This window comes from Burkholderia sp. AU33423 (assembly GCF_002223135.1).
Lineage (GTDB): Bacteria > Pseudomonadota > Gammaproteobacteria > Burkholderiales > Burkholderiaceae > Burkholderia > Burkholderia lata_D.
Map to the genome: position 1 here is coordinate 81080 of NZ_NKFH01000002.1, position 23074 is coordinate 104153.

Sequence of the window (23074 nt, forward strand, 5' to 3'; positions counted from 1 at the left end):
CGCATCAGAACAACAGGAGACGTCAATGAAAATGAAGACCCTCGCACAGGCCTGTCTCGCGCTCGCGACCGCCGCGTTCACCGCAGGCGCCGCGCAGGCCGCGGATACCGTGAAGATCGGCTTCATCACCGACATGTCGGGGCTTTACGCGGATATCGACGGGCAGGGCGGACTCGAGGCGATCCGCATGGCAGTGGCCGACTTCGGCGGCAAGGTGCTCGGCAAGCCGATCGAGGTCGTCTATGCCGATCACCAGAACAAGGCCGACATCGCCGCATCGAAGGCGCGCGAATGGATGGACCGCGGCGGGCTCGACCTGCTGGTCGGCGGCACGAACTCGGCCACCGCGCTGTCGATGAACCAGGTCGCGGCCGAGAAGAAGAAGGTCTACATCAACATCGGCGCGGGCGCCGACACGCTGACCAACGAGCAGTGCACGCCGTACACGGTCCACTACGCATACGACACGATGGCGCTCGCGAAGGGCACGGGCTCGGCGGTGGTGAAGCAGGGCGGCAAGTCGTGGTTCTTCCTGACGGCCGACTATGCGTTCGGCAAGGCACTCGAGAAGAACACGTCGGACGTCGTGAAGGCGAACGGCGGCCAGGTGCTCGGCGCGGTGCGTCACCCGCTGTCCGCGTCGGATTTCTCGTCGTTCCTGCTGCAGGCGCAATCGTCGAAGGCGCAGATCCTCGGCCTCGCGAACGCGGGCGGCGACACGATCAACTCGATCAAGGCCGCGAAGGAGTTCGGCATCACGAAGACGATGAAGCTCGCCGCGCTGCTGATGTTCATCGACGACGTGCACAGCCTCGGCCTCGAGACGACGCAGGGCCTGGTGCTGACCGACAGCTGGTACTGGAACCGCGATGCGGCGTCGCGCCAGTGGGCGCAGCGCTACTTCGGCAAGATGAAGAAGATGCCGTCGAGCCTGCAGGCGGCCGACTACTCGTCGGTGACGACCTACCTGAAGGCCGTCCAGGCCGCCGGCACGACCGACTCCGACAAGGTGATGGCCGAGCTGAAGAAGATCAAGATCAACGACTTCTATGCAAAGGGCTATATCCGCACCGACGGCAGCATGATCCACGACATGTACCTGATGGAAGTGAAGAAGCCGGCGGAATCGAAGGAGCCGTGGGATTACTACAAGGTGCTCGCGACGATTCCTGGCGAGCAGGCGTTCGGTACCAAGCAGGAGACGCGCTGCGCGTTGTGGAAGTAAGCAGGGCGTAGCGGCGCGCGCGGGCGCGCCGCTCGGTGGCGGCTGCAGCGATGTGCCCGCTGCGCCGCCCGCGTACGCGATGCATGAAGGTTGCGTATGCAACGAAACTCATTCTGACGGCTAAGTCGATGGAAATCTTTGGCATTCCGTTGCCGGCGATGCTGAGCCAGTTGCTGCTCGGGCTCGTCAACGGCTCGTTCTACGCGATCCTGAGCCTCGGGCTCGCGGTGATCTTCGGGCTGCTCAACGTGATCAACTTCGCGCACGGCGCGCTGTTCATGCTGGGCGCGATGCTCGCGTGGATGGGCCTGTCGTATTTCGCGTTGCCGTACTGGGCGATGCTCGTGATCGCGCCGCTGGTGGTCGGCGCGTTCGGAATCCTGATCGAACGCTCGATGCTGCGCTGGCTGTACAAGCTCGATCACCTGTACGGGTTGCTGCTCACGTTCGGGCTCACGCTGGTCGTCGAAGGCGTGTTCCGGTCGATCTACGGTTCGTCCGGCCAGCCGTACGACGTGCCGTCGCAGCTGTCCGGCGCCACCAACCTCGGCTTCATGTTCCTGCCGAACTACCGCGCGTGGGTCGTCGTCGCGTCGCTCGCGGTGTGTCTCGCGACATGGTTCGTGATCGAGAAGACGCGCTTGGGCGCGTACCTGCGCGCGGGCACCGAGAACCCGAAGCTCGTCGAGGCATTCGGCGTGAACGTGCCGATGATGATCACGCTCACCTACGGCTTCGGCGTCGCGCTCGCCGCGTTCGCGGGCGTGCTGGCCGCGCCGGTGATCCAGGTGTCGCCGCTGATGGGCCAGCCGATGATCATCACCGTGTTCGCGGTGGTCGTGATCGGCGGGATGGGCTCGATCCTCGGCTCGATCGTCACGGGCCTGCTGCTCGGCGTGATCGAGGGCTTCACGCGCGTGTTCTACCCCGAAGCGTCGGCCACGGTCGTGTTCGTGATCATGGCGATCGTGCTGCTGTTCCGCCCGGCGGGGCTCTTCGGCAAGGAAAAATGATGCAGAGAAAAGTGCTCTACGGCGTGCTGCTCGCCGCACTGCTCGCCGCGCCGTTCATCGGCGCGTATCCGGTGTTCGTGATGAAGGTGCTCACGTTCGCGCTGTTCGCGGCCGCGTTCAACCTGCTGATCGGCTATACGGGGCTGCTGTCGTTCGGCCATGCGATGTTCCTCGCGACCGCCGGCTATGCGACCGGTTATTCGATGCAGACGCTCGGTTTCACGCCGGAGCTCGGCGTGCTGGTCGGCACCGTTGCCGCGACGCTGCTCGGGCTCGTCGTCGGGCTGTTCGCGATCCGGCGGCAGGGCATCTACTTCGCGATGATCACGCTCGCGTTCGCGCAGATGGTCTACTTCATCTACCTGCAGGCGCCGTTCACGCACGGCGAGGACGGGCTGCAGGGCGTGCCGCGCGGCCACCTGTTCGGGCTGCTCGACCTGTCGAACGACGTCGCGCTGTACTACGTCGTGCTGGCGGTGGTGGTCGCCGCGTGCGCGTTCATCGTGCGGGTCGTGCATTCGCCGTTCGGCCAGGTGCTCGTCGCGATCAAGGAGAACGAAGCGCGCGCGATCTCGCTCGGCTACGACACCGACCGCTTCAAGCTGCTCGCGTTCATCCTGTCGGCGGGCATCGCGGGGCTGGCCGGCTCGCTGAAGGTGCTCGTGCTCGGCTTCGAGACGCTGTCGGACGCATACTGGACGATGTCGGGCCTCGTCGTGCTGATGACGCTCGTCGGCGGGATGGGCACGCTGTTCGGGCCGCTGCTGGGCGCGGCGCTGATCGTCGCACTGGAAGACCGGCTCGGCGACATCGGCGAATGGCTCGCGTCGACGACGGGCGTCGCGTGGTTCCATTCGCTCGGCGAATCGGCGACGATCGTCACGGGGCTGATTTTCATCGCATGCGTGCTTGCATTCCGGCGCGGCATCGTCGGTGAAATGGTCGCGCGGATCAAGCCGCTCAGGGCGTCCTGAATGCGTGCGGCGCGCGTCACCGGGCGTTGATGCGAAGCACCATCCGGCATGCTCCGGAAGGGCGCCGCAGCGGGCTCGGGCCGGCGCCGTGCGGCAAGCTGGTGCCCCATTTTCGTGCGGCGATGCACCATAGGGGTAAATGCTAAGTTGTCGCACTGTGAAAGGTCCTTTAATCTTCGTCCTAGTTCTGATGCACCGCGAAACGAATTTGCAGGTGGAGAACGAGGAGACAATCGAGGCACAAAGTGCCCGGACCCCAAAGCGCTGTTGGACGGAATCCAACAGCGCTTTTTCATTTGCGTGCACGGATTTCCGCTGTTGGTGCATCGGCCTGCGCAGTGGCCGTATTCCGCGCTTGCGTTCGCACCGCGCTTCTTCCGCGCTCCGCCGCGTCCCTCCGTTTTCCGGTTTTCCGCTTTCCCACGATTCGTTCGCAGCCGATGCTCAGCCGTACGCTGGCCGTTCGGGCTAACCCGGTTGGCGTGCGCAAAACGCGTCCGTTACACTCAGCTTTCGCCGACCGAGCGGTCGGGAAAATCGGTCGGCAGTTCTCCTACAAGCAGAATGCAGAAGAGGGAGTACGGTTGGATGAGCAGCGCAGGACGATGGATCGGGGCAGGAAGGGCGGCGGGTGCCGTTCGTTCGTCGTGGGGTTGGGCTGCTGTCACCGCGGCCTTCCCGAGCCGTTCTGCGGCCTGTAGGCGCGTTCTGGCGTCATCGCCGGTCGTTGCGTGCGCATCCGTATCGATATTCGCATCCGCGTCCGCATTCGCATGAGCAACCGGCTTCCCGATCATGCGCCGCTCGCGGGCCTGGCCGCATCAGGCCGGATCGACATGCCTTTCCCTGATCGTTGCGCATGCATCGATTGCCCGCACGATTCCGCCTTTCTCCGCTTTCTTCATCCAGACGACACCGCTGCTGCGCATCGTGACGGTCGAACGACCGTTTCGACCGCCGGCCGGTGCGTCCGCGCGCGGTGCCGTCCGGGTGTCGTTGCGGGTGCGGCGTTTCACGGGAAAACGAGCGTAGGCGTGGCAAGGCGAGATAGTTAAATTATTAACTTGTTTGGGGAACCGGGAGCCGCCCGAGCGACCCGTGGCTTTTTCGAGCAGCGTTTGGAGACAACGTAAATGAAGATGAATCGATGGATGGAGGCCGTGCTTGCCGCGGGCCTCGTGTGCGCGGCGGCAACGGCGTCGGCGCAGGTGAAGATCGGCGTGACGCTGTCGGCCACCGGGCCGGCCGCGTCGCTCGGGATTCCGGAAAAGAACACGATCGCGCTGCTGCCGAAGGAAATCGCCGGCAAGAGCGTGCAGTACATCGTGCTCGACGACGCATCCGACACGAGCCGCGCGGTGCAGAACGTGCGCAAGCTGATCGATGAAGATCACGTCGACGCGATCATCGGCTCGTCCGTCACCCCGAACTCGCTCGCGATGCTCGACCCCGTGTCGCAGGGCAAGACGCCGACGATCTCGCTCGCGGCGAGCGCCCAGATCATCTCCCCGATGGACGCGAAACGCGCATGGATGTTCAAGGTGCCGCAGAACGACCAGCTGATGGCCGATGCGATCGCCGGCTACATGGCGAAGCACGGCGAGAAAACGGTCGGCTTCATCGGCTTCGCCGATGCGTACGGCGACAGCTGGTACAACACGTTCAACGCGGCGGCCGCGAAGAACGGCCTGAAGGTGGTGTCGAACGAGCGCTACAACCGCACCGACGCGTCGGTGATGGGGCAGGTGCTGAAGCTGATGGGCTCGAATCCGGATGCGGTGCTGATCGCCGGCTCGGGCACGCCGGCGGCGCTGCCGGCGAAGACGCTGAAGGAGCGCGGCTACAAGGGCAAGGTGTACCAGACGCACGGCGTCGCGAACAACGACTTCCTGCGCGTGTGCGGCAAGGACTGCGAAGGCGAGATCCTGCCGGCCGGCCCCGTGCTCGTGACCGACCAGCTGCCCGATTCGAACCCGGTGAAGAAGCCGGCGCTCGGCTACAAGGCCGCGTACGAGAAGGCGTACGGCGCGGGCTCGCTGGCGACGTTCGGCGGCCATGCGTGGGACGCGGGGCTGCTGCTGCAGCGTGCGATTCCGGAAGCGCTGAAGAAGGGCCAGCCGGGCACCGAGGCGTTCCGCGAGGCGCTGCGCGCGTCGATCGAGAACGTGAAGGACCTGCCCGTGTCGCACGGCGTGATCAACATGACGCCGACCGACCACAACGGCTTCGACACGCGTGCGCGCGTGATGGTGCAGATCGTCGACGGCAAGTGGAAGCTGCAGGCCGAGTGAGCATCACGTGAAACCGGCATGCGTGGCGCGAATGGCGCCGTGCATGCCGTCGGCAGGGCGGCGGGCCTGACGGCCCCGCGACCGTGCCGTCTGGAACCGCCGGGGCCGCCTGCATGGCGCCACCTTGCCGTCCGCGCTCCGGCCGTCCCGTCGTTCGTTTCTCCGCAGCATTCTCGATACACGAAACGTATGGATCTCTCGATTGCAGCGATCCTCGCGCAAGACGGCATCACGACCGGCGCCATTTATGCATTGCTGTCGCTGGCGCTCGTGCTGGTGTTTTCCGTCACGCGGGTGATCTTCATTCCCCAGGGCGAATTCGTCGCCTACGGTGCGCTGACGCTTGCCGCGTTGCAGGCGCAGAAATTTCCCGCCACCTGCTGGCTGCTGTTCGTGATGGGCATCGCGTGCTTTCTGCTCGAAGTCGGCGGCCTGATCCGGCATCGCGAACGGCGCCATCAGCTCGGCCGCACGCTTGCGACACTCGGCAGCCGCTACGTCCTGCTGCCGCTCGCGGTGTTCGCGATCACGCGCAGCTTTGCCGCGCAGCCGCTGCCGATGCTTGCGCAGATCGCACTGACGCTCGCGATCGTCGTGCCGATGGGGCCGTTCGTCTACCGGCTCGTCTACCAGCCGATCGCGGAAGGCACGACGCTGCTGCTGCTGATCGTGTCGGTCGCCGTCCACTTCGCGATGGTCGGCCTCGGGCTCGTGATGTTCGGCGCGGAAGGCTCACGGACCAACGGCTTCTCGGATGCGTCGCTGTCGATCGGCAGCATGACTGTGTCGGTGCAGAGCATCCTGGTCGTCGTGACGGCGCTCGTGCTGATCGGCGCGCTGTACGTGTACTTCGGCCGCACGATCGCCGGCAAGGCGCTGCGCGCGACGTCGGTGAACCGGCTCGGCGCGCGGCTCGTCGGCATCGGCACGACCGAGGCCGGGCGGCTCGCGTTCACGTTCGCGGCGGGGCTCGGCGTGCTGTCCGGGATTCTCGTCGGCCCGCTGACGACGATCTACTACGACTCGGGCTTCCTGATCGGCCTGAAGGGTTTCGTCGGCGCGATCATCGGCGGGCTCGTCAGCTATCCGCTCGCGGCCGCCGGCTCGCTGCTCGTCGGCGTGCTCGAATCGTATTCGTCGTTCTGGGCGAGCGCCTACAAGGAGGTGATCGTGTTCACGCTGATCATTCCGGTGCTGCTGTGGCGGAGCTTCGCCACGCCGCACGCGGAAGAGGAAGAGGAGTGACACGATGAAGACGATGGTACGCAACAAGACCTTCTGGGTGTTTCTTGTGGTGCTGTTCGCGCTGCCGGTGCTGCCCGGCGCGCTGCAGGTGCCTGAATACTGGATCACGCTGCTGAACTACATCGGCCTCTACGCGATCGTCGCGATCGGGCTCGTGCTGCTCACGGGCGTCGGCGGAATGACGAGCTTCGGGCAGGCCGCGTTCGTCGGCATCGGCGCCTATGCGACCGCGCTCCTGACGACGCGCTACGGCGTGTCACCGTGGTTCGCGCTGATCGTCGGCGTCGTGCTGACGGCGCTCGTCGCGCTCGTGCTCGGCGCGGTCACGATGCGGCTGTCCGGCCACTTCCTGCCGCTCGGCACGATCGCGTGGGGCCTCGCGCTGTTCTACCTGTTCGGCAACCTCGAACTGCTCGGCAAGTACGACGGGATCAACGGGATTCCGGCACTGAACCTGTTCGGTATCGAACTCGGGAGCGGCCGCAGCCTGTACTTCCTGATCTGGGCCGTCGTGCTGGCCGCGATCGTGTCGGTGCAGAACCTGCTGAACAGCCGCCCGGGCCGCGCGATCCGCGCGCTGCGCGGCGGCGGCGTGATGGCCGAGGCGATGGGCGTGAACACGGCTTGGATGCGCGTCGTGATCTTCGTCTATGCAGCCGTGCTCGCGGCCATCTCGGGCTTCCTTTACGCGCACCTGCAGCGTGCGGTGAACCCGACACCGTTCGGGCTGAACCACGGGATCGAGTTCCTGTTCATGGCCGTGGTGGGCGGCGTGTCGCACGTGTGGGGCGCCGTGCTCGGCGCGGCGATCCTCACCGTGCTGCAGGACTACCTGCAGACGCTGCTGCCGAAGCTGCTCGGTTCGGAAGGCAACTTCGAGATCATCGTGTTCGGCGTGCTGATGGTGCTGCTGCTGCAGTACGCGCGCCAGGGTGTGTGGCCGTTCGTCGCCAGGCTGTTCCCGCGCGGGCCGCGTGCCCATGTGCCCGAGCACGCCGATCCGTTGCCGCAACGCCCGAAGCCGACGGCCGGCGAGCCGCTGCTCGTCGTCGACAACGCGCGCAAGCAGTTCGGCGGGCTTGTGGCCGTCAACGACGTCAGCTTCGACGTGAAAGCGGGGCAGATCATCGGGCTGATCGGCCCGAACGGCGCCGGCAAGTCGACCACGTTCAACCTCGTGACGGGCGTGCTGAAGCCGACGGGCGGCACGATCACGTTCCGCGGCGAGCGCATCGACGGGCTCACATCGCGCCAGATCGTCCGCCGCGGCATCGGCCGGACGTTCCAGCACGTGAAGCTGTTGCCGGCGATGACGGTGCTCGAGAACGTCGCGATCGGTGCGCATCTGCGCGGCCATACCGGCGTGTGGCGCAGCGTCGCGCGCCTCAATGCCCACGAGGAAGCGCAGTTGCTGGCCGAGGCCGCACGGCAGATCCGCCGCGTCGGGCTCGAAAAGCACATGTACGACGAAGCGGGCAGCCTCGCGCTGGGCCAGCAGCGGATTCTCGAAATCGCACGGGCGCTGTGCTGCGACCCGACGCTGCTGCTGCTCGACGAGCCGGCCGCCGGGCTGCGTTACCAGGAGAAGCAGCAACTCGCCGACCTGCTGCGGCGGCTGAAGGCGGAAGGCATGAGCGTGTTGCTCGTGGAACACGACATGGATTTCGTGATGAATCTCACCGACCGGCTGGTGGTGATGGAATTCGGCACGCGGATCGCGGAAGGGCTGCCGCAGGACGTGCAGCAGGATCCGGCGGTGCTCGAAGCGTATCTGGGCGGGGTGGAGTGATGACGGACACGACGATGCCGATTCTCGATGTGCGCGGGCTGGCGGTCCGGTACGGGAAGGTGGAAGCGCTGCACGGCGCGGCGATCAAGGTCGGAGCAGGGCAGATTGTCAGCGTGATCGGGCCGAATGGGGCCGGCAAGTCGACGCTGCTGAACGCGATCATGGGCGCGCTGCCGGTGACCGGGCATGCGTCGGGCGCGGTCGTGTATCGCGGTCACGATGTCGGTGCATTGCCGGTCGAGCAGCGCGTCGCACGCGGGATGTGCCTCGTGCCGGAAAAGCGTGAGCTGTTCAGCACGATGACGGTTGAGGACAACCTCGTGCTGGGCGCATATCGGCGCAAGCTGGCCGGTGAAGCGAACTTCCTCGACCAGCTCGATCACGTGTTCGCGCTGTTTCCGCGTCTGAAGGAGCGCCGCAAGCAGGCGGCCGGCACGCTGTCCGGCGGCGAGCGGCAGATGCTCGCGGTTGGCCGCGCGTTGATGGGCAAGCCAGACCTGCTGATGCTCGACGAGCCGAGCCTCGGGCTGGCGCCGCTGATCGTGAAGGAGATCTTTCATATCATCAGTGCGTTGCGCGGTACGGGTGTGGCGACGCTGCTGATCGAGCAGAACGCGCGGGCGGCGCTGCAGATCTCCGACTACGGCTACGTGCTGGAGACGGGCGAGTTTGCGCTGGAAGGGCCGGCAGCCGACCTCGCACAGAATCCGCGTGTGATCGAAACCTACCTCGGGTTGGCGAAGAAAACGGCCTGATCGGTGGCGCGGTTGGCGAGGAACGGGCGGCGTGTTTCACGTGAAACACGCCGTTTTTGTTTTGGGGTCGAGATCTGACTCCAAAGCGTCGGCGGTTAACAACCAGGGGATAAGTACCGGAGGAACAATCAAACGATCTGTGCAGTGGCGGCGGGTCGAGGTATCCACCACAGTGCAGATGGCGATCCGGTTTGTCGTTCGGAGTCGGTCGGTCGTTCCGCAAGCCGACCAGGTGCGGCGTCACAGGGGATAAGTGTCGAGCGGACCGACGGAAATTCTGTGAGGAAGAGGGGCACAGGGTGTTTCGTCTGAGTGTTGGGCGGGACGCAGGCCTCGAACGCGTTATATGTTCCACGTGAAATTTCCCGACAGATGGATCTCTGCACAGGCGCAACGATGTGCGGCGGGCGGGCCGGAAGCTTCGCAGGCGTGGGCGCGGAACCACAGATTCCTCGGTCCAATGTCGAAAAATCGACGAAATGCACAGACCCTACCATTCGGACGGCATTCGGGTGAAAAGCGAACCCGCTATAATTCGCCCCATACATTTCTCAGATAGGTTCGTGCGCAGCCCTGCGTACGGAATCCACCATGCTTTTTCCCACAGAATTTGACGTCATCGTCGTCGGTGGCGGTCATGCCGGCACCGAAGCCGCGCTGGCGTCCGCCCGCATGGGCGCAAAGACACTGCTGCTGACCCACAACATCGAAACGCTTGGGCAGATGAGCTGCAATCCGTCGATCGGCGGCATTGGCAAGGGCCATCTGGTCAAGGAAGTTGATGCACTGGGTGGCGCAATGGCAGCCGCGACGGACGAGAGCGGTATCCAGTTCCGGATCCTCAATTCGTCGAAGGGTCCGGCCGTGCGCGCGACGCGTGCGCAGGCCGACCGCATCCTGTACAAGGCCGCCATCCGCCACCGGCTCGAGAACCAGCCGAACCTCTGGTTGTTCCAGCAGGCCGTCGACGACCTGATGGTCGAAGGCGACCGGGTGGTGGGCGCCGTCACGCAGATCGGCATCCGCTTCCGCGCCCGCGCGGTCGTGCTGACCGCCGGTACGTTCCTCGACGGCAAGATCCACGTCGGCCTGAACAACTACACGGGCGGCCGAGCGGGCGATCCGGCGGCCGTGTCGCTGTCGTCGCGCCTGAAGGAGCTGAAGCTGCCGCAGGGCCGCCTGAAGACCGGTACGCCGCCGCGTATCGATGGCCGCTCGATCGATTTCTCGCAGCTGACCGAGCAGCCGGGCGATCTCGATCCGATCCCGGTCTTCTCGTTCCTGGGCCGAGCGGAGCAGCATCCGCAGCAGTTGCCGTGCTGGGTCACGCACACGAACGAGCGCACGCACGACATCATTCGTGGCGGTCTCGACCGTTCGCCTATGTATACAGGCGTGATCGAAGGCGTCGGGCCGCGCTATTGCCCGTCGATCGAGGACAAGATTCACCGGTTCGCATCGAAGGAATCGCACCAGATCTTCCTGGAACCGGAAGGGCTGACGACCAACGAGTTCTACCCGAACGGGATCTCGACGAGCTTGCCGTTCGACGTCCAGCTCGAGCTCGTGCATTCGATGCGCGGCCTCGAGAACGCGCACATCCTGCGCCCCGGCTACGCGATCGAGTACGACTACTTCGATCCGCGTGCGCTGAAGGCGTCGCTCGAGACGAAAGCGATCAACGGGCTGTTCTTTGCGGGCCAGATCAACGGGACGACCGGCTATGAAGAAGCGGCCGCGCAGGGTCTGCTGGCCGGCCTCAATGCGGGCCGCTATGTGCAGGAGAAGGACGCATGGTGCCCGCGCCGCGACCAGGCCTATCTTGGCGTGCTGGTCGACGATCTCGTGACGCGTGGCGTGGCCGAGCCGTACCGGATGTTCACGAGCCGCGCCGAGTATCGCCTGAGCCTGCGTGAAGACAATGCCGACATGCGCCTGACCGAGATCGGCCGCGAACTGGGGCTCGTCGACGACGTGCGCTGGGACGCATTCAGCCGGAAGCGCGACGCTGTTTCACGTGAAACCGAACGCCTGAAGTCGACGTGGGTCACCCCGAAGACGTTGCCGGCGGAAGAGGCGACCGCACTCCTCGGCAAGGCGATCGACCACGAATACAGCCTCGCCGAGCTGCTGCGCCGCCCGGGTATCAGCTACGACGGCGTGTGTGGACTGAAGGGCGGCGAGTGCGGCCCCGCAGAGCCGCTGGCCAACGATCCGGTGATGCTCGAGCAGATCAAGGAGCAGGTCGAGATCGGCATCAAGTATCAGGGCTATATCGAGCGCCAGGCCTCCGAGATCGAACGCAACGACGCGAACGAGAACACGCGCCTGCCGGACGGTATCGATTACCGCGAAGTCCGCGGCCTGTCGTTCGAGGTGAGCCAGAAGCTCAACGAGTTCCGGCCGGAGACGATCGGGCAGGCGTCGCGCATCTCGGGTGTCACGCCGGCAGCGATCTCGCTGCTGATGGTGCACCTGAAGCGCCGCGGCCTGGGTCGCCGTAATGGCACTGCCGCAGAGGCAACGGAGCAGGGGGACGGCGCCGTCCCGACGCAACAATGACGGCGCGTCGCGCGCCGGCGGTTAATCGGGACGTACTGGAACAGATGCTCGTCGAAGGCACGACGGCGCTCGACCTCACCCTGACGGATGCACAACGCAACCAGCTGCTCGACTATGTCGCGCTGCTCGGCAAGTGGAACGCGGTCTACAACCTGACCGCGATCCGCGACCCGAAGCAGATGCTGATCCAGCACATCCTCGATTCGCTCTCCATCGTCCCGTATCTGCGTGGCCGTGCATCAGCCCGCGTGCTCGACGTGGGCTCGGGCGGCGGGTTGCCCGGTATCGTGCTGGCGATCGTCGAGCCGGACTGGCAGATCACGCTGAACGATATCGTGCAGAAGAAGTCTGCATTCCAGACTCAGATGCGTGCGGAGCTGAAGCTCGCGAACCTGTCGGTGGTCACCGGTCGGGTCGAGTCGCTGCAACCGGGTGTCGAAGTGCCGGAAAAATTCGACATGATCGTATCCCGCGCTTTCGCGGATCTATCCGACTTCGTTAAACTTGCTCGACATCTGGTCGCGCCCGGCGGATCGATCTGGGCGATGAAGGGCGTCCATCCGGACGACGAGATTGCGCGATTGCCGGAAGGCAGCCGCGTGAAGCAGACGATACGGCTGGCGGTACCGATGCTCGATGCCGAACGGCATCTGATCGAAGTGGCCGTCGACGAGGCGAATTGAAGGGCAGGCGCGCAGTAGCGCGCCGTTTGTTTGAAGGTAAAGGGAACACACCAACGATGGCAAAGATCTTCTGCGTTGCGAACCAGAAGGGGGGCGTCGGCAAGACGACGACATCGGTCAATCTCGCCGCAAGCCTTGCAGCGCAGGAGCAACGAGTCCTGCTGATCGATCTCGACCCGCAGGGTAACGCGACGATGGGCAGCGGGATCGACAAGGCTGCTTGCGAAGCGACCGTGTACGAGGTGCTGGTCGACGGCGTGTCGGTGACCGACGCGCGCATCCGTCCGGACGGTGTCACTTACGACGTGCTGCCCGCGAATCGCGAGCTGTCCGGTGCCGAGATCGAACTGATCAGCATCGACAACCGCGAGCGCCGGCTGAAGGCGGCGCTCGAGCGCGTGTCCGACGACTACGACTTCGTGCTGATCGACTGTCCGCCGACGCTGTCGCTGCTGACGCTGAACGGGCTATGCGCGGCGCACGGCGTCGTGATTCCGATGCAGTGCGAGTACTTCGCACTGGAAGGGTTGTCGGACCTCGTCAACACGATCAAGCAGGTTCACGCGAACATGAATCGCGACCTGAAGATCATCGGCTTGCTGCGCGTGATGTTCGATCCGCGCATCACGCTGCAGCAGCAAGTCTCCGATCAACTGAAAGCGCACTTCGGCGACAAGGTGTTCGATGCGGTGATTCCGCGCAACGTGCGTTTGGCGGAAGCGCCGAGTTACGGGTTGCCGGGCGTCGTGTTCGATCGCAGCTCGCGCGGTGCGCAGGCGTATATCCAGTTCGGTGCCGAGATGATCGAGCGCGTGCGTGCGTTCGAGGTGTCGTGATACGGACATGAGCGAAGCGAGGAAGAAAGACATGAACGCGGTACCAAAGAAGAAGGGCTTGGGACGTGGCCTCGAAGCGCTGCTCGGCGGCAGTGCCGATATCACCGAAGCGGTGAAGATCGAAGGGGCACCGAACACGCTCGCGCTCGGCAAGCTGCAGGCCGGCAAGTACCAGCCGCGCACGCGGATGGACGAAGGCAGCCTGCAGGAGCTCGCGGCAAGCATTCGCGCACAGGGCGTGATGCAGCCGATCCTGGTACGGCCCATTTCATCAGACAAATACGAGATCATCGCCGGCGAGCGCCGCTTCCGCGCGGCGCGCCTGGCGGGCCTCGATGAAGTGCCGGTGCTCGTGAAGGACGTATCGGATCAGGCTGCCGCGGCGATGGCGCTGATCGAGAACATCCAGCGCGAGGACCTGAACCCGCTTGAAGAAGCGCACGGTATCCAGCGCCTGCTCGACGAGTTCGGTTTCACGCACGAACAGGCGGCCGAATCGGTCGGCCGTTCGCGCAGCGCGGTATCGAACCTGCTGCGTCTGCTGAACCTGGCTTCGCCGGTACAGACGATGCTGCTGGCCGGTGATCTCGACATGGGGCATGCGCGCGCGCTGCTCGCCGTCGATGCGGCCACGCAGATCACGCTTGCCCATCAGGTCGTCAACAAGCGCATGTCGGTGCGTGAGACCGAGAAGCTCGTCGCGCACACGACGAAGGAAGTGCCGGCCGTGAAGGCGCGTGCGAAGGACGATGGCGGTCGCGATACGCGCCGTCTCGAGGAGGAGTTGTCCGACCTGCTCGCGTCGACGGTGAAGATCAAGCTCGGCCGCCGCGGGCGAGGGCAGGTGACGATCGACTTCGGCAACCTCGACGCACTCGAAGGCATTCTCGTGCGACTGCGCGGCAACGTCGCAACCGAAGAGTAAAGGGCGGCGCATGGCGGAGACGAGCGCACCGGCGCCGCGCCGGTGGTTGGGGTGGCTTGCGCAGGAACCCGTGCTATCGGTGCTCGTGCTTGGGCTGATTGTGCTGCAATGGGTGCGTCCGCAACCATTTTCCGTATTGGCCGATCGTGTCGACTGGCAGACGGTTGCGACGCTCGCGGGCCTGCTGATGCTGACCAAGGCGCTCGAGTTGTCCGGCTGCCTGATGTGGCTCGCACACCGCATCGTGCATCACGTGCACTCCGAACGCGGGCTCGCGATGCTGCTCGTCGGGTTCGCCGCGCTGCTGTCGATGTGGCTCACCAACGATGTCGCGCTGTTCGTCGTCGTGCCGCTGATGGTGTCGCTGCGTGCGCTGACGCCACTGCCGTTCCGGCGGCTCGTGATCGTCGTCGCGCTGGCCGTCAACGCGGGGTCCGTCGCGACGCCGCTCGGCAATCCCCAGAATCTTTTCCTGTGGCAATTGAGCGGCGTGTCGTTCGGCCGTTTCGTGGTCACGCTCGGGCCGCTCGCGATCGCGCTGATGGCGCTGCTGCTCGTGCTGACCGCGTGCGCGTTTCGCGCGAAACCGCTCGACCTGTCCGGCGACGTCGTCGCCATTCCCGTACAACGCATGCACGCGCTGATCGCGGCGGTGCTGTTCGCGGCCTTCGTGCTGCTCGCCGATGCGCACCATCCGCTGCCGGGCCTGCTTGCCGTCGCGATCGTGCTGCTCGTCGTCAAACGTCACGCAGTCCTGAAGATCGACTGGCTGCTGCTGCTGATCTTCGTGCTGATGTTCGTCGTGCTGCGCAGCGCGGCTGCGCTGCCCGTCGTCCATGACGCGATTGCGCACGCGAATCTCGATTCACCGCTGCGCATCTTTGCGGCCGGTGCCGTGCTGTCGCAGGGCATCAGCAACGTGCCGGCCGCGATCCTGCTGTCGGAGTTCACGCATGACTGGCGTGCGCTCGCGTTTGGCGTATCGGTCGGCGGATTCGGTTTCGCGATCGGCTCGCTGGCGAACCTGATCGCGGTGCGTCTCGCGAAGGAGCCGCGCATGTGGCTACCGTTCCACCTGGTCTCGATTCCGTTCGCGCTCGCCAGCGCGGCACTCGGCGCGTGGCTGCTCGTTCACGGCTGAACGATGTGGATGCGTGTGGCACAGGCGTGCCATTCGGGTGGCGGGGAGGGCGCACAGCATTCGTGCTGGTGCGGGGCTGTTGATAAGTGCCGCAATCCACAGTCGATCGACTGTGGTGGCATGACAACTGATTGGATAATTCGCTGCATCGGCGTCGGTCCGGATTTCATGCATCCGGCGCGGTCGGGTGATCACAGTGTTTCGCCTGCTTGGGGTTGGGTGCTGGGCTCGAGCCCGGAGCCGCGTCACAGCATGGATCCTGGGTGGTGATCGTGCCGCCCCGCCGGCGCCCGCGCCGGGCATCGTTTCCTCGACATTCCCTCGTCGCCGGACTTTTTCGAGCAAGAAATACCGGTGCAAAAAAGCGACCTTACAACTGTCATCGTACGTCGTCGAATCGCCCGTTTTTTCACATGATGAGGCGTCGTTTTACGCAGGTTTTTGTCGCGTCTAAAGCCTTGAATCACTTGCAACTATCGCTTACAATCGCCCGGATTTGTTAGCTAGGCACCCCTGAAAGCTTTCAGAAAGCTTGGGGCCGGGTTCAAGGATTTTGCGGAAGATTGCGATGGCGGGTCAGGCGCCGGACGACAGGCACGATGATCAGCGCACGCAACGCACCGCTTCAGCGGCTGGCGAGCGGCGCGAATTCGATGATGACTGGGATGCCGAGCAGCAAGATAACAACATCGTTCCGCTCACACGGGTAGAAGCCGAAAAGCTGTTCGGCCCGAACGTGAGCAAGCCCTCGCGCGTGACCCCCTATAAGGTGGTGCTCGCGCAAGTGGTTCTGTCCCTGGTTGCAACGCTGGCGTGGTGGCTGTTTTCAAAGTCGCCGGGTGCCGCTGCGCAATCCGCGTTTCTGGGCGGAGCGATTGGCTGGGTGCCCAGTGCGGTTTTCGTGGCACGACTGAAGGCAGGTGGCTCGGCCACCGTGATGAGTTGGGTGATGGGCGAAGCCCTGAAGCTCGCTCTGACGATCGGGATGTTCACTGCAGTGGCGTTCGGCTGGTCCGGCGTGCACTGGGTGCCGTTCCTCGTCACGTACCTCGTCGTGCTGAAGACGTACTGGATCGCGCTGGCCTGGCGGTAAGGAACAAGCAGCGTGCGGTTTCGACAACGAACCGCACCAGCCCGTTCCCGCAATAGCGTGTTGCGGAACTGGCAAAACGATTTTCGACAATTTGGGTGGCATTAACGATATGGCAGCTAGCGAAGGCACGCGCGGTCCGGATCCGTCCGAGTACATTGCGCACCACTTGCAGAATTTCTCCACCTCGCATCAGACGTCGATTTTCGACATCCACGTCTGGAATCTCGACACGCTGTTCTGGTCGATCGTTTGCGGCATCGTGACGATCCTCCTGCTGCGTCTGGCTGCCCGCAAGGCGACGTCGGGCGTGCCGGGCCGTTTCCAGTGCGCGATCGAGATGCTCGTCGAGATGGTCGAAGACCAATCGAAGGCCATCGTTCACGGCAATCGTACCTTCATCGCTCCGCTCGCACTCACGGTGTTCGTGTGGGTCGCGCTGATGAACTCCCTCGACTTCCTCCCCGTCGACCTGCCGGGCCGCGTGATCGGCCTGCTCGGTCTGTCGGACGTGATTTCCCACCATCGCATCGTCCCGACGGCCGACCTGAACGGCACGCTCGGCATCGCGCTCGGCGTGTTCGTCCTGATGATCTACTACAGCATCAAGATCAAGGGCGCGGGCGGCTTTGTGCATGAGCTGCTGTCGGCACCGTTTGGCGCCCACCCGCTGCTGTGGATCCCGAACCTCGCGCTCAACATCGTCGAATATCTCGCGAAGACCGTCTCTCTCGGTATGCGGTTGTTCGGCAACATGTACGCGGGTGAGCTGTTGTTCCTGTTGATCGCCCTGCTCGGCAGCATGTGGAGCTTCGGTGGCGACGCAACGTTCCTCGGCTTCGTTGGTCATGTGATCGCGGGTAGCGTCTGGGCAATCTTCCACATTCTGATTGTTCTGTTGCAGGCATTCATTTTCATGATGCTGACGCTGGTGTATCTCGGCCAGGCGCACGACAAGCACTAAGCGCGGCGTGCAAGAAAGAGTTTCCGTTTTAGTTTTTTAAATCTCAGTTCCAAGTCTTTTCACAAAGGAGTGATCATGCAAGCTTACATCGCCAACATCCAGGGTCTGACCGCCATCGGTATCGGCATCATCATCGGCCTGGGTGCAATCGGCGCCTGTATCGGTATCGCGCTGATGGGTGGTAAGTACATCGAAGCCTGCGCACGTCAGCCGGAACTCATCAACCCGCTGCAAACGAAGATGTTCCTGCTGGCTGGTCTGATCGACGCGGCATTCCTGATCGGCGTGGGTGTTGCAATGCTGTTCGCGTTCGCGAACCCGCTCCTGTCGAAGCTCGTCGCAGGCTAAGGTTCCACGGAAATTTGCGTCCGGCGTGAGCCGGCGCAGGGCGGAACGGAGACTTGGGGCGCTGATCGAATGCAACTCGATGAGCGCCTTACCGTTTCATTTTTCCGGAATAGCAGATAAGGAAACACCGTGAATCTCAACGCAACTCTGTTTGCGCAAATGGTCGTGTTCCTGGTCCTCGCGTGGTTCACGATGAAATTCGTGTGGCCGCCGTTGATCAACGCCCTCGACGAACGTTCGAAGAAGATCGCCGACGGCCTCGCCGCCGCCGAGAAGGGCAAGGCAGAACTCGACGCAGCGCACAAGCGCGTGGACCAGGAACTCGCGCAGGCCCGCAATGACGGCCAGCAACGCATCGCCGACGCTGAAAAGCGTGCCCAGGCGGTCGCCGAGGAAATCAAGGCCAACGCCCAGGCTGAAGCCGCCCGCATCATCGCCCAGGCGAAGGCGGAAGCAGAACAGCAAATCGTGAAGGCGCGCGAAGCGCTGCGTGGCGAAGTCGCTACGCTGGCCGTGAAGGGCGCCGAGCAGATCCTGAAGCGCGAAGTCGATCAAACGGCCCACGCCCAACTGCTGAATCAACTGAAAGCCGAGCTCTGATCATGGCCGAACTTGCAACCATCGCCCGCCCTTACGCAGAAGCGCTGTTCCGCGTGGCCGAGGGCGGTGACATCGCCGCCTGGTCCACGCTCGTGCAAGAGCTGGCCCAGGTTGCGCGTCTGCCGGAAGTCCTGTCGGTCGCGTCGAGCCCGAAGGTGACGCGCACGCAAGTAGCCGAGTTGCTGCTTGCTGCGGTGAAGTCGCCGCTCGGAGCTGGCGCCGAAGCGAAGAACTTCGTGCAGATGCTGGTCGACAATCATCGCATCGCGCTGCTGCCGGAAATCGCCGAGCAGTTCGAGGCGCTCAAGAACGAACGTGAAGGTGCAGCCGACGCCGAGATCGTGAGCGCGTTCCCGCTGAACGGCACGGATCTCGAGAGTCTCGTCTCGGGCCTCGAACGCAAGTTCAAGCGCAAGCTGAAACCGACGGTCGCAGTCGATTCGTCGCTGATTGGCGGCGTGCGCGTGACGGTCGGCGACGAAGTGCTCGACACCTCGGTTCGCGCGCGCCTCGCATCGATGCAGGCTGCGTTGACCGCCTGAGCGCCACGCCGGCACGCAACAGAATTGACTATCAGGAGCGAATAATGCAACTCAATCCCTCTGAGATCAGCGAGCTGATCAAGAGCCGGATCCAGGGCCTTGAAGCGAGCGCAGACGTTCGCAACCAGGGCACCGTGATCTCCGTGACCGACGGTATCGTGCGTATCCACGGCCTGTCGGACGTGATGCAGGGCGAAATGCTCGAGTTTCCGGGCAACACGTTCGGCCTCGCGCTGAACCTCGAGCGCGACTCGGTCGGCGCGGTGATTCTCGGCGAATACGAACACATCTCGGAAGGCGACATCGTCAAGACGACGGGCCGCATTCTCGAAGTCCCGGTTGGTCCGGAACTCGTCGGCCGTGTGGTCGATGCGCTCGGCAACCCGATCGACGGCAAGGGCCCGGTCAACGCCAAGCTGACCGACGCGATCGAAAAGATCGCCCCGGGCGTGATCTGGCGTAAGTCGGTGTCGCAGCCGGTGCAGACGGGCATCAAGTCGATCGACGCAATGGTGCCGATCGGCCGTGGCCAGCGTGAGCTGATCATCGGCGACCGTCAGTGCGGCAAGACCGCGGTGGCGCTCGACGCGATCATCAACCAGAAGGGCAAGGACCTGATCTGTATCTACGTCGCGATCGGCCAGAAGGCTTCGTCGATCATGAACGTGGTTCGCAAGCTCGAAGAAACGGGCGCGATGGAATACACGATCGTCGTCGCCGCTTCGGCTTCGGATTCGGCAGCGATGCAGTACCTCGCACCGTACGCCGGCTGCACGATGGGCGAATACTTCCGCGACCGCGGCCAAGATGCGCTGATCATTTATGACGACTTGACCAAGCAAGCCTGGGCATACCGTCAGATCTCGCTGCTGCTGCGCCGCCCGCCGGGCCGTGAAGCGTACCCGGGTGACGTGTTCTATCTCCACTCGCGTCTGCTCGAGCGGGCTGCTCGCGTGTCGGAAGAGTACGTCGAGAAGTTCACCAACGGCGAAGTGAAGGGCAAGAGCGGTTCGCTGACGGCACTGCCGGTCATCGAAACGCAGGCTGGCGACGTGACCGCGTTCGTTCCGACGAACGTGATCTCGATTACCGACGGCCAGATCTTCCTGGAAACCGACCTGTTCAACGCAGGCATCCGCCCGGCAATCAACGCCGGCGTGTCGGTGTCGCGAGTCGGTGGCGCCGCTCAGACGAAGGTCGTGAAGAAGCTGTCGGGCGGTATCCGTACCGACCTCGCGCAGTATCGTGAACTGGCGGCATTCGCCCAGTTCGCATCGGACCTCGACGAAGCGACCCGCAAGCAGCTCGAGCGCGGCCGCCGGGTGACGGAACTGCTGAAGCAGCCGCAGTACCAGCCGCTGCAGGTCTGGGAACTGGCCGTGTCGCTGTACGCCGCAAACAACGGCTACCTCGACGATCTCGACGTCAAGCAAGTGCTGTCGTTCGAGAAGGGCCTGCGCGAAAACCTGAAGACCAGCCACGCTGACCTCATCAAGCGCATCGAAGACACCAAGGATCTCTCGAAGGACGACGAAGGCGCACTGCGCTCGGCGATCGAATCCTTCAAGAAGTCCGGTGCCTATTGATCCGCGAGTGACACACTGAGGCCGCGCGGGTGCTGATGCGCCCGCGCCGCTTCGGTCAAGGAGCAAGCTATGGCTGGAATGAAGGAAATTCGCGGCAAGATCAAGAGCGTGCAGAACACGCGCAAGATCACGAAGGCGATGGAGATGGTGGCCGCATCGAAGATGCGCCGCGCGCAGGAACGCATGCGCGCCGCTCGTCCGTATGCGGACAAGGTCCGTGCCATCGCTGCGCACATGAGCCGCGCGAACCCGGAGTACCGCCACCCGTTCATGGTGGCGAACGAAGGCGCGACGACGGCCGGCATCATCCTTGTCACGACGGACAAGGGGCTGTGCGGTGGTCTGAACACCAACGTGCTGCGTGCGACGGTGCAGAAGTTCAAGGAGCTGGAAGAGAAGGGCCAGAAGGTCGAAGCCACCGCGATCGGTAGCAAGGGCCTCGGGTTCCTGAACCGCTTCGGCGCGAAGGTGATGTCGCAGGTCGTGCACCTCGGCGACACCCCGCATCTGGACAAGCTGATCGGCGCCGTGAAGACGCAGCTCGATCTGTACTCGGAAGGCAAGCTGTCGGCGGTTTATATCGCTTACACGCGCTTCGTCAACACGATGAAGCAGGAAGCCGTGATCGAGCAGTTGCTGCCGCTGTCGTCGGAACACTTCGAAGCCGATGACGGTACGCCGGCGACGTCGTGGGACTACATCTACGAGCCGGACGCGCAGGCAGTCGTCGACGAACTGCTCGTGCGTTACGTCGAGGCGCTGGTGTACCAGGCCGTCGCGGAAAACATGGCGTCCGAGCAATCGGCGCGCATGGTCGCGATGAAGGCCGCGTCCGACAACGCGAAGACGGTGATCAGCGAACTGCAGCTCGTGTACAACAAGAGCCGTCAGGCCGCGATCACGAAAGAACTGTCGGAGATCGTCGGCGGCGCAGCCGCTGTTTAAGCGCGCGCCCGGGACGACAACTGCGCCTTTGCGCGAGTAAAGAATCAGGTATTTAAAGGAAAAGCGATGAGTACTGCTGCTTTGGTAGAAGGCAAGATCGTACAGTGCATCGGCGCCGTTATCGACGTGGAATTCCCGCGCGACAGCATGCCGAAGATCTACGACGCGCTCATTCTCGATGGCTCGGAACTGACCCTCGAAGTCCAGCAGCAGCTGGGCGACGGCGTTGTCCGTACCATCTGTCTGGGTGCATCCGACGGCCTGCGCCGCGGCCTGACCGTGAAGAACACGGCAAAGCCGATCTCGGTGCCGGTCGGCAAGCCGACCCTCGGCCGAATCATGGACGTGCTCGGCCGTCCGATCGACGAAGCTGGCCCGATCGAAAGCGAAACGACGCGTTCGATCCACCAGAAGGCTCCGGCGTTCGACGAACTGTCGCCGTCGACCGAACTGCTCGAAACGGGTATCAAGGTTATCGACCTGATCTGCCCGTTCGCAAAGGGCGGCAAGGTTGGCCTGTTCGGCGGTGCTGGCGTGGGCAAGACCGTCAACATGATGGAGCTCATCAACAACATCGCGAAGGAACACGGTGGTTACTCCGTGTTCGCGGGCGTGGGCGAGCGTACCCGTGAAGGGAACGACTTCTACCACGAAATGAAGGACTCGAACGTTCTCGACAAGGTCGCGCTGGTGTACGGCCAGATGAACGAGCCGCCGGGCAACCGTCTGCGCGTCGCGCTGACCGGCCTGACGATGGCCGAGCACTTCCGTGACGAAGGCCTCGACGTGCTGTTCTTCGTCGACAACATCTACCGTTTCACGCTGGCCGGTACCGAAGTGTCGGCACTGCTCGGCCGTATGCCGTCGGCAGTGGGCTATCAGCCGACGCTGGCTGAAGAAATGGGCAAGCTGCAAGAGCGCATCACGTCGACCAAGAAGGGCTCGATTACGTCGGTCCAGGCCGTGTACGTCCCTGCGGACGACTTGACCGACCCGTCGCCGGCTACGACCTTCGGCCACCTGGACGCAACCGTCGTTCTGTCGCGTGACATCGCTTCGCTGGGTATCTACCCGGCGGTCGACCCGCTCGACTCGACGTCGCGCCAGATCGACCCGAACGTGATCGGTGAAGAGCACTACACGATCACGCGTCGCGTTCAGCAGACGCTGCAGCGCTACAAGGAACTGCGCGACATCATCGCGATTCTGGGCATGGACGAACTGTCGCCGGAAGACAAGCTGTCGGTCGCACGTGCGCGTAAGATCCAGCGTTTCCTGTCGCAGCCGTTCCACGTTGCTGAAGTGTTCACGGGCTCGCCGGGCAAGTACGTGCCGCTGAAGGAAACGATCCGCGGCTTCAAGATGATCGTCGACGGCGAGTGCGACCACCTGCCGGAACAGGCGTTCTACATGGTCGGCACGATCGACGAAGCCTTCGAAAAGGCCAAGAAGATCTCGTAAGGATCGGGTGAGTCGCACGGCGCGTCCTAGTCGGGATTAGCAGTCGGACTGTTAATCCCGGCCAGTCGCGCCGACCGCAACACGCTCAATCCGCCGTGC

At 63.9% G+C, this 23074-nt stretch carries 21 protein-coding genes; 20 read left to right on the top strand and 1 reads right to left on the bottom strand.

Annotated elements, in window-relative coordinates:
* The first annotated feature begins 25 nt into the window (after positions 1 to 25).
* From CFB50_RS00440 to CFB50_RS00450, 3 genes are all read left to right on the top strand, one after another.
* A complete protein-coding gene (locus CFB50_RS00440; RefSeq protein WP_069246762.1) occupies positions 26 to 1225 on the top strand; it encodes an ABC transporter substrate-binding protein in 1200 nt (399 codons plus the stop codon).
* Between the two features lie 128 nt (positions 1226 to 1353).
* Entirely contained in the window at positions 1354 to 2238 is an 885-nt protein-coding gene (locus tag CFB50_RS00445; RefSeq protein ID WP_069246763.1) for a branched-chain amino acid ABC transporter permease, read from the top strand.
* A complete protein-coding gene (locus CFB50_RS00450; RefSeq protein WP_039351467.1) occupies positions 2238 to 3212 on the top strand; it encodes a branched-chain amino acid ABC transporter permease in 975 nt (324 codons plus the stop codon). Before CFB50_RS00445 ends, CFB50_RS00450 begins: the two co-directional genes overlap by 1 nt.
* Positions 3213 to 3718: 506 nt before the next feature.
* On the opposite strand, the gene CFB50_RS00455 is transcribed toward CFB50_RS00450, so the two are convergent.
* A complete protein-coding gene (locus tag CFB50_RS00455) occupies positions 3719 to 4009 on the bottom strand; it encodes a hypothetical protein (protein ID WP_089444737.1) in 291 nt (96 codons plus the stop codon).
* Between the two features lie 336 nt (positions 4010 to 4345).
* On the opposite strand from CFB50_RS00455, the gene CFB50_RS00465 reads away from it, so the two are divergent.
* The 17 genes from CFB50_RS00465 (at position 4346) to atpD (ending at position 22975) form a co-directional block, all read left to right on the top strand.
* A complete protein-coding gene (locus CFB50_RS00465) occupies positions 4346 to 5503 on the top strand; it encodes an ABC transporter substrate-binding protein (protein ID WP_069246765.1) in 1158 nt (385 codons plus the stop codon).
* A 189-nt stretch (positions 5504 to 5692) separates the two neighbouring features.
* Positions 5693 to 6748, top strand: a complete 1056-nt coding sequence (locus CFB50_RS00470) for a branched-chain amino acid ABC transporter permease (RefSeq protein WP_043184875.1) — start codon at positions 5693 to 5695, stop codon at positions 6746 to 6748.
* A gap of 4 nt (positions 6749 to 6752) precedes the next feature.
* A complete protein-coding gene (locus tag CFB50_RS00475; RefSeq protein ID WP_069246766.1) occupies positions 6753 to 8537 on the top strand; it encodes a branched-chain amino acid ABC transporter ATP-binding protein/permease in 1785 nt (594 codons plus the stop codon).
* Positions 8537 to 9292 (top strand): ABC transporter ATP-binding protein, encoded by a 756-nt coding sequence (locus tag CFB50_RS00480; protein WP_069246767.1) that lies wholly within the window; start codon positions 8537 to 8539, stop codon positions 9290 to 9292. The genes CFB50_RS00475 and CFB50_RS00480 overlap by 1 nt, the downstream gene beginning before the upstream one ends.
* A 591-nt stretch (positions 9293 to 9883) precedes the next feature.
* A complete protein-coding gene (gene mnmG, locus CFB50_RS00485; protein ID WP_069246768.1) occupies positions 9884 to 11854 on the top strand; it encodes a tRNA uridine-5-carboxymethylaminomethyl(34) synthesis enzyme MnmG in 1971 nt (656 codons plus the stop codon).
* The gene (gene rsmG, locus CFB50_RS00490) at positions 11851 to 12537 is read left to right on the top strand and encodes a 16S rRNA (guanine(527)-N(7))-methyltransferase RsmG (protein WP_069246769.1); all 687 of its coding nucleotides are present in this window, start codon (positions 11851 to 11853) and stop codon (positions 12535 to 12537) included. The genes mnmG and rsmG overlap by 4 nt, the downstream gene beginning before the upstream one ends.
* Positions 12538 to 12593: 56 nt before the next feature.
* On the top strand, positions 12594 to 13373 hold the full coding sequence (locus tag CFB50_RS00495) for a ParA family protein (RefSeq protein WP_069246770.1): 780 nt from the start codon (positions 12594 to 12596) through the stop codon (positions 13371 to 13373).
* Positions 13374 to 13404: 31 nt separating this feature from the next.
* Positions 13405 to 14298 carry a ParB/RepB/Spo0J family partition protein gene (locus CFB50_RS00500; RefSeq protein WP_069249192.1) on the top strand — a complete coding sequence of 298 codons (894 nt, stop codon included), beginning with the start codon at positions 13405 to 13407 and terminating at the stop codon, positions 14296 to 14298.
* Positions 14299 to 14308: 10 nt separating this feature from the next.
* The gene (locus CFB50_RS00505; protein ID WP_069246771.1) at positions 14309 to 15439 is read left to right on the top strand and encodes an SLC13 family permease; all 1131 of its coding nucleotides are present in this window, start codon (positions 14309 to 14311) and stop codon (positions 15437 to 15439) included.
* Positions 15440 to 16007: 568 nt separating this feature from the next.
* The gene (locus tag CFB50_RS00510) at positions 16008 to 16532 is read left to right on the top strand and encodes an ATP synthase subunit I (protein ID WP_069246772.1); all 525 of its coding nucleotides are present in this window, start codon (positions 16008 to 16010) and stop codon (positions 16530 to 16532) included.
* A 109-nt stretch (positions 16533 to 16641) separates the two neighbouring features.
* Positions 16642 to 17493: a F0F1 ATP synthase subunit A gene (atpB, locus tag CFB50_RS00515; protein ID WP_039351439.1), complete on the top strand. Its 852-nt coding sequence runs from the start codon at positions 16642 to 16644 to the stop codon at positions 17491 to 17493.
* Positions 17494 to 17568: 75 nt separating this feature from the next.
* Positions 17569 to 17841, top strand: coding sequence for a F0F1 ATP synthase subunit C (gene atpE, locus CFB50_RS00520; RefSeq protein WP_021160442.1), 273 nt, complete (start codon positions 17569 to 17571; stop codon positions 17839 to 17841).
* 129 nt (positions 17842 to 17970) lie between these two features.
* Positions 17971 to 18441, top strand: coding sequence for a F0F1 ATP synthase subunit B (locus CFB50_RS00525; protein WP_039351436.1), 471 nt, complete (start codon positions 17971 to 17973; stop codon positions 18439 to 18441).
* A 2-nt stretch (positions 18442 to 18443) separates the two neighbouring features.
* Positions 18444 to 18983 carry a F0F1 ATP synthase subunit delta gene (locus CFB50_RS00530; RefSeq protein ID WP_069246773.1) on the top strand — a complete coding sequence of 180 codons (540 nt, stop codon included), beginning with the start codon at positions 18444 to 18446 and terminating at the stop codon, positions 18981 to 18983.
* Positions 18984 to 19027: 44 nt separating this feature from the next.
* Positions 19028 to 20569, top strand: coding sequence for a F0F1 ATP synthase subunit alpha (atpA, locus tag CFB50_RS00535; RefSeq protein ID WP_021160444.1), 1542 nt, complete (start codon positions 19028 to 19030; stop codon positions 20567 to 20569).
* Positions 20570 to 20638: 69 nt separating this feature from the next.
* Positions 20639 to 21514 (top strand): F0F1 ATP synthase subunit gamma, encoded by an 876-nt coding sequence (gene atpG, locus CFB50_RS00540; RefSeq protein ID WP_069246774.1) that lies wholly within the window; start codon positions 20639 to 20641, stop codon positions 21512 to 21514.
* 66 nt (positions 21515 to 21580) lie between these two features.
* Complete coding sequence (gene atpD / locus CFB50_RS00545) at positions 21581 to 22975, top strand: F0F1 ATP synthase subunit beta (RefSeq protein ID WP_069246775.1); 1395 nt, start codon at positions 21581 to 21583, stop codon at positions 22973 to 22975.
* Positions 22976 to 23074 lie beyond the last annotated feature (99 nt).

Coding starts and splice junctions, on each gene's coding strand:
- CFB50_RS00440 (WP_069246762.1), top strand. CDS start 26: ATGAAAATGAAGACCCTCGCACAGGCCTGTCTCGCGCTCGCGACCGCC.
- CFB50_RS00445 (WP_069246763.1), top strand. CDS start 1,354: ATGGAAATCTTTGGCATTCCGTTGCCGGCGATGCTGAGCCAGTTGCTG.
- CFB50_RS00450 (WP_039351467.1), top strand. CDS start 2,238: ATGCAGAGAAAAGTGCTCTACGGCGTGCTGCTCGCCGCACTGCTCGCC.
- CFB50_RS00455 (WP_089444737.1), bottom strand. CDS start 4,009: ATGATCGGGAAGCCGGTTGCTCATGCGAATGCGGACGCGGATGCGAAT.
- CFB50_RS00465 (WP_069246765.1), top strand. CDS start 4,346: ATGAAGATGAATCGATGGATGGAGGCCGTGCTTGCCGCGGGCCTCGTG.
- CFB50_RS00470 (WP_043184875.1), top strand. CDS start 5,693: ATGGATCTCTCGATTGCAGCGATCCTCGCGCAAGACGGCATCACGACC.
- CFB50_RS00475 (WP_069246766.1), top strand. CDS start 6,753: ATGAAGACGATGGTACGCAACAAGACCTTCTGGGTGTTTCTTGTGGTG.
- CFB50_RS00480 (WP_069246767.1), top strand. CDS start 8,537: ATGACGGACACGACGATGCCGATTCTCGATGTGCGCGGGCTGGCGGTC.
- mnmG (WP_069246768.1), top strand. CDS start 9,884: ATGCTTTTTCCCACAGAATTTGACGTCATCGTCGTCGGTGGCGGTCAT.
- rsmG (WP_069246769.1), top strand. CDS start 11,851: ATGACGGCGCGTCGCGCGCCGGCGGTTAATCGGGACGTACTGGAACAG.
- CFB50_RS00495 (WP_069246770.1), top strand. CDS start 12,594: ATGGCAAAGATCTTCTGCGTTGCGAACCAGAAGGGGGGCGTCGGCAAG.
- CFB50_RS00500 (WP_069249192.1), top strand. CDS start 13,405: ATGAACGCGGTACCAAAGAAGAAGGGCTTGGGACGTGGCCTCGAAGCG.
- CFB50_RS00505 (WP_069246771.1), top strand. CDS start 14,309: ATGGCGGAGACGAGCGCACCGGCGCCGCGCCGGTGGTTGGGGTGGCTT.
- CFB50_RS00510 (WP_069246772.1), top strand. CDS start 16,008: ATGGCGGGTCAGGCGCCGGACGACAGGCACGATGATCAGCGCACGCAA.
- atpB (WP_039351439.1), top strand. CDS start 16,642: ATGGCAGCTAGCGAAGGCACGCGCGGTCCGGATCCGTCCGAGTACATT.
- atpE (WP_021160442.1), top strand. CDS start 17,569: ATGCAAGCTTACATCGCCAACATCCAGGGTCTGACCGCCATCGGTATC.
- CFB50_RS00530 (WP_069246773.1), top strand. CDS start 18,444: ATGGCCGAACTTGCAACCATCGCCCGCCCTTACGCAGAAGCGCTGTTC.
- atpA (WP_021160444.1), top strand. CDS start 19,028: ATGCAACTCAATCCCTCTGAGATCAGCGAGCTGATCAAGAGCCGGATC.
- atpG (WP_069246774.1), top strand. CDS start 20,639: ATGGCTGGAATGAAGGAAATTCGCGGCAAGATCAAGAGCGTGCAGAAC.
- atpD (WP_069246775.1), top strand. CDS start 21,581: ATGAGTACTGCTGCTTTGGTAGAAGGCAAGATCGTACAGTGCATCGGC.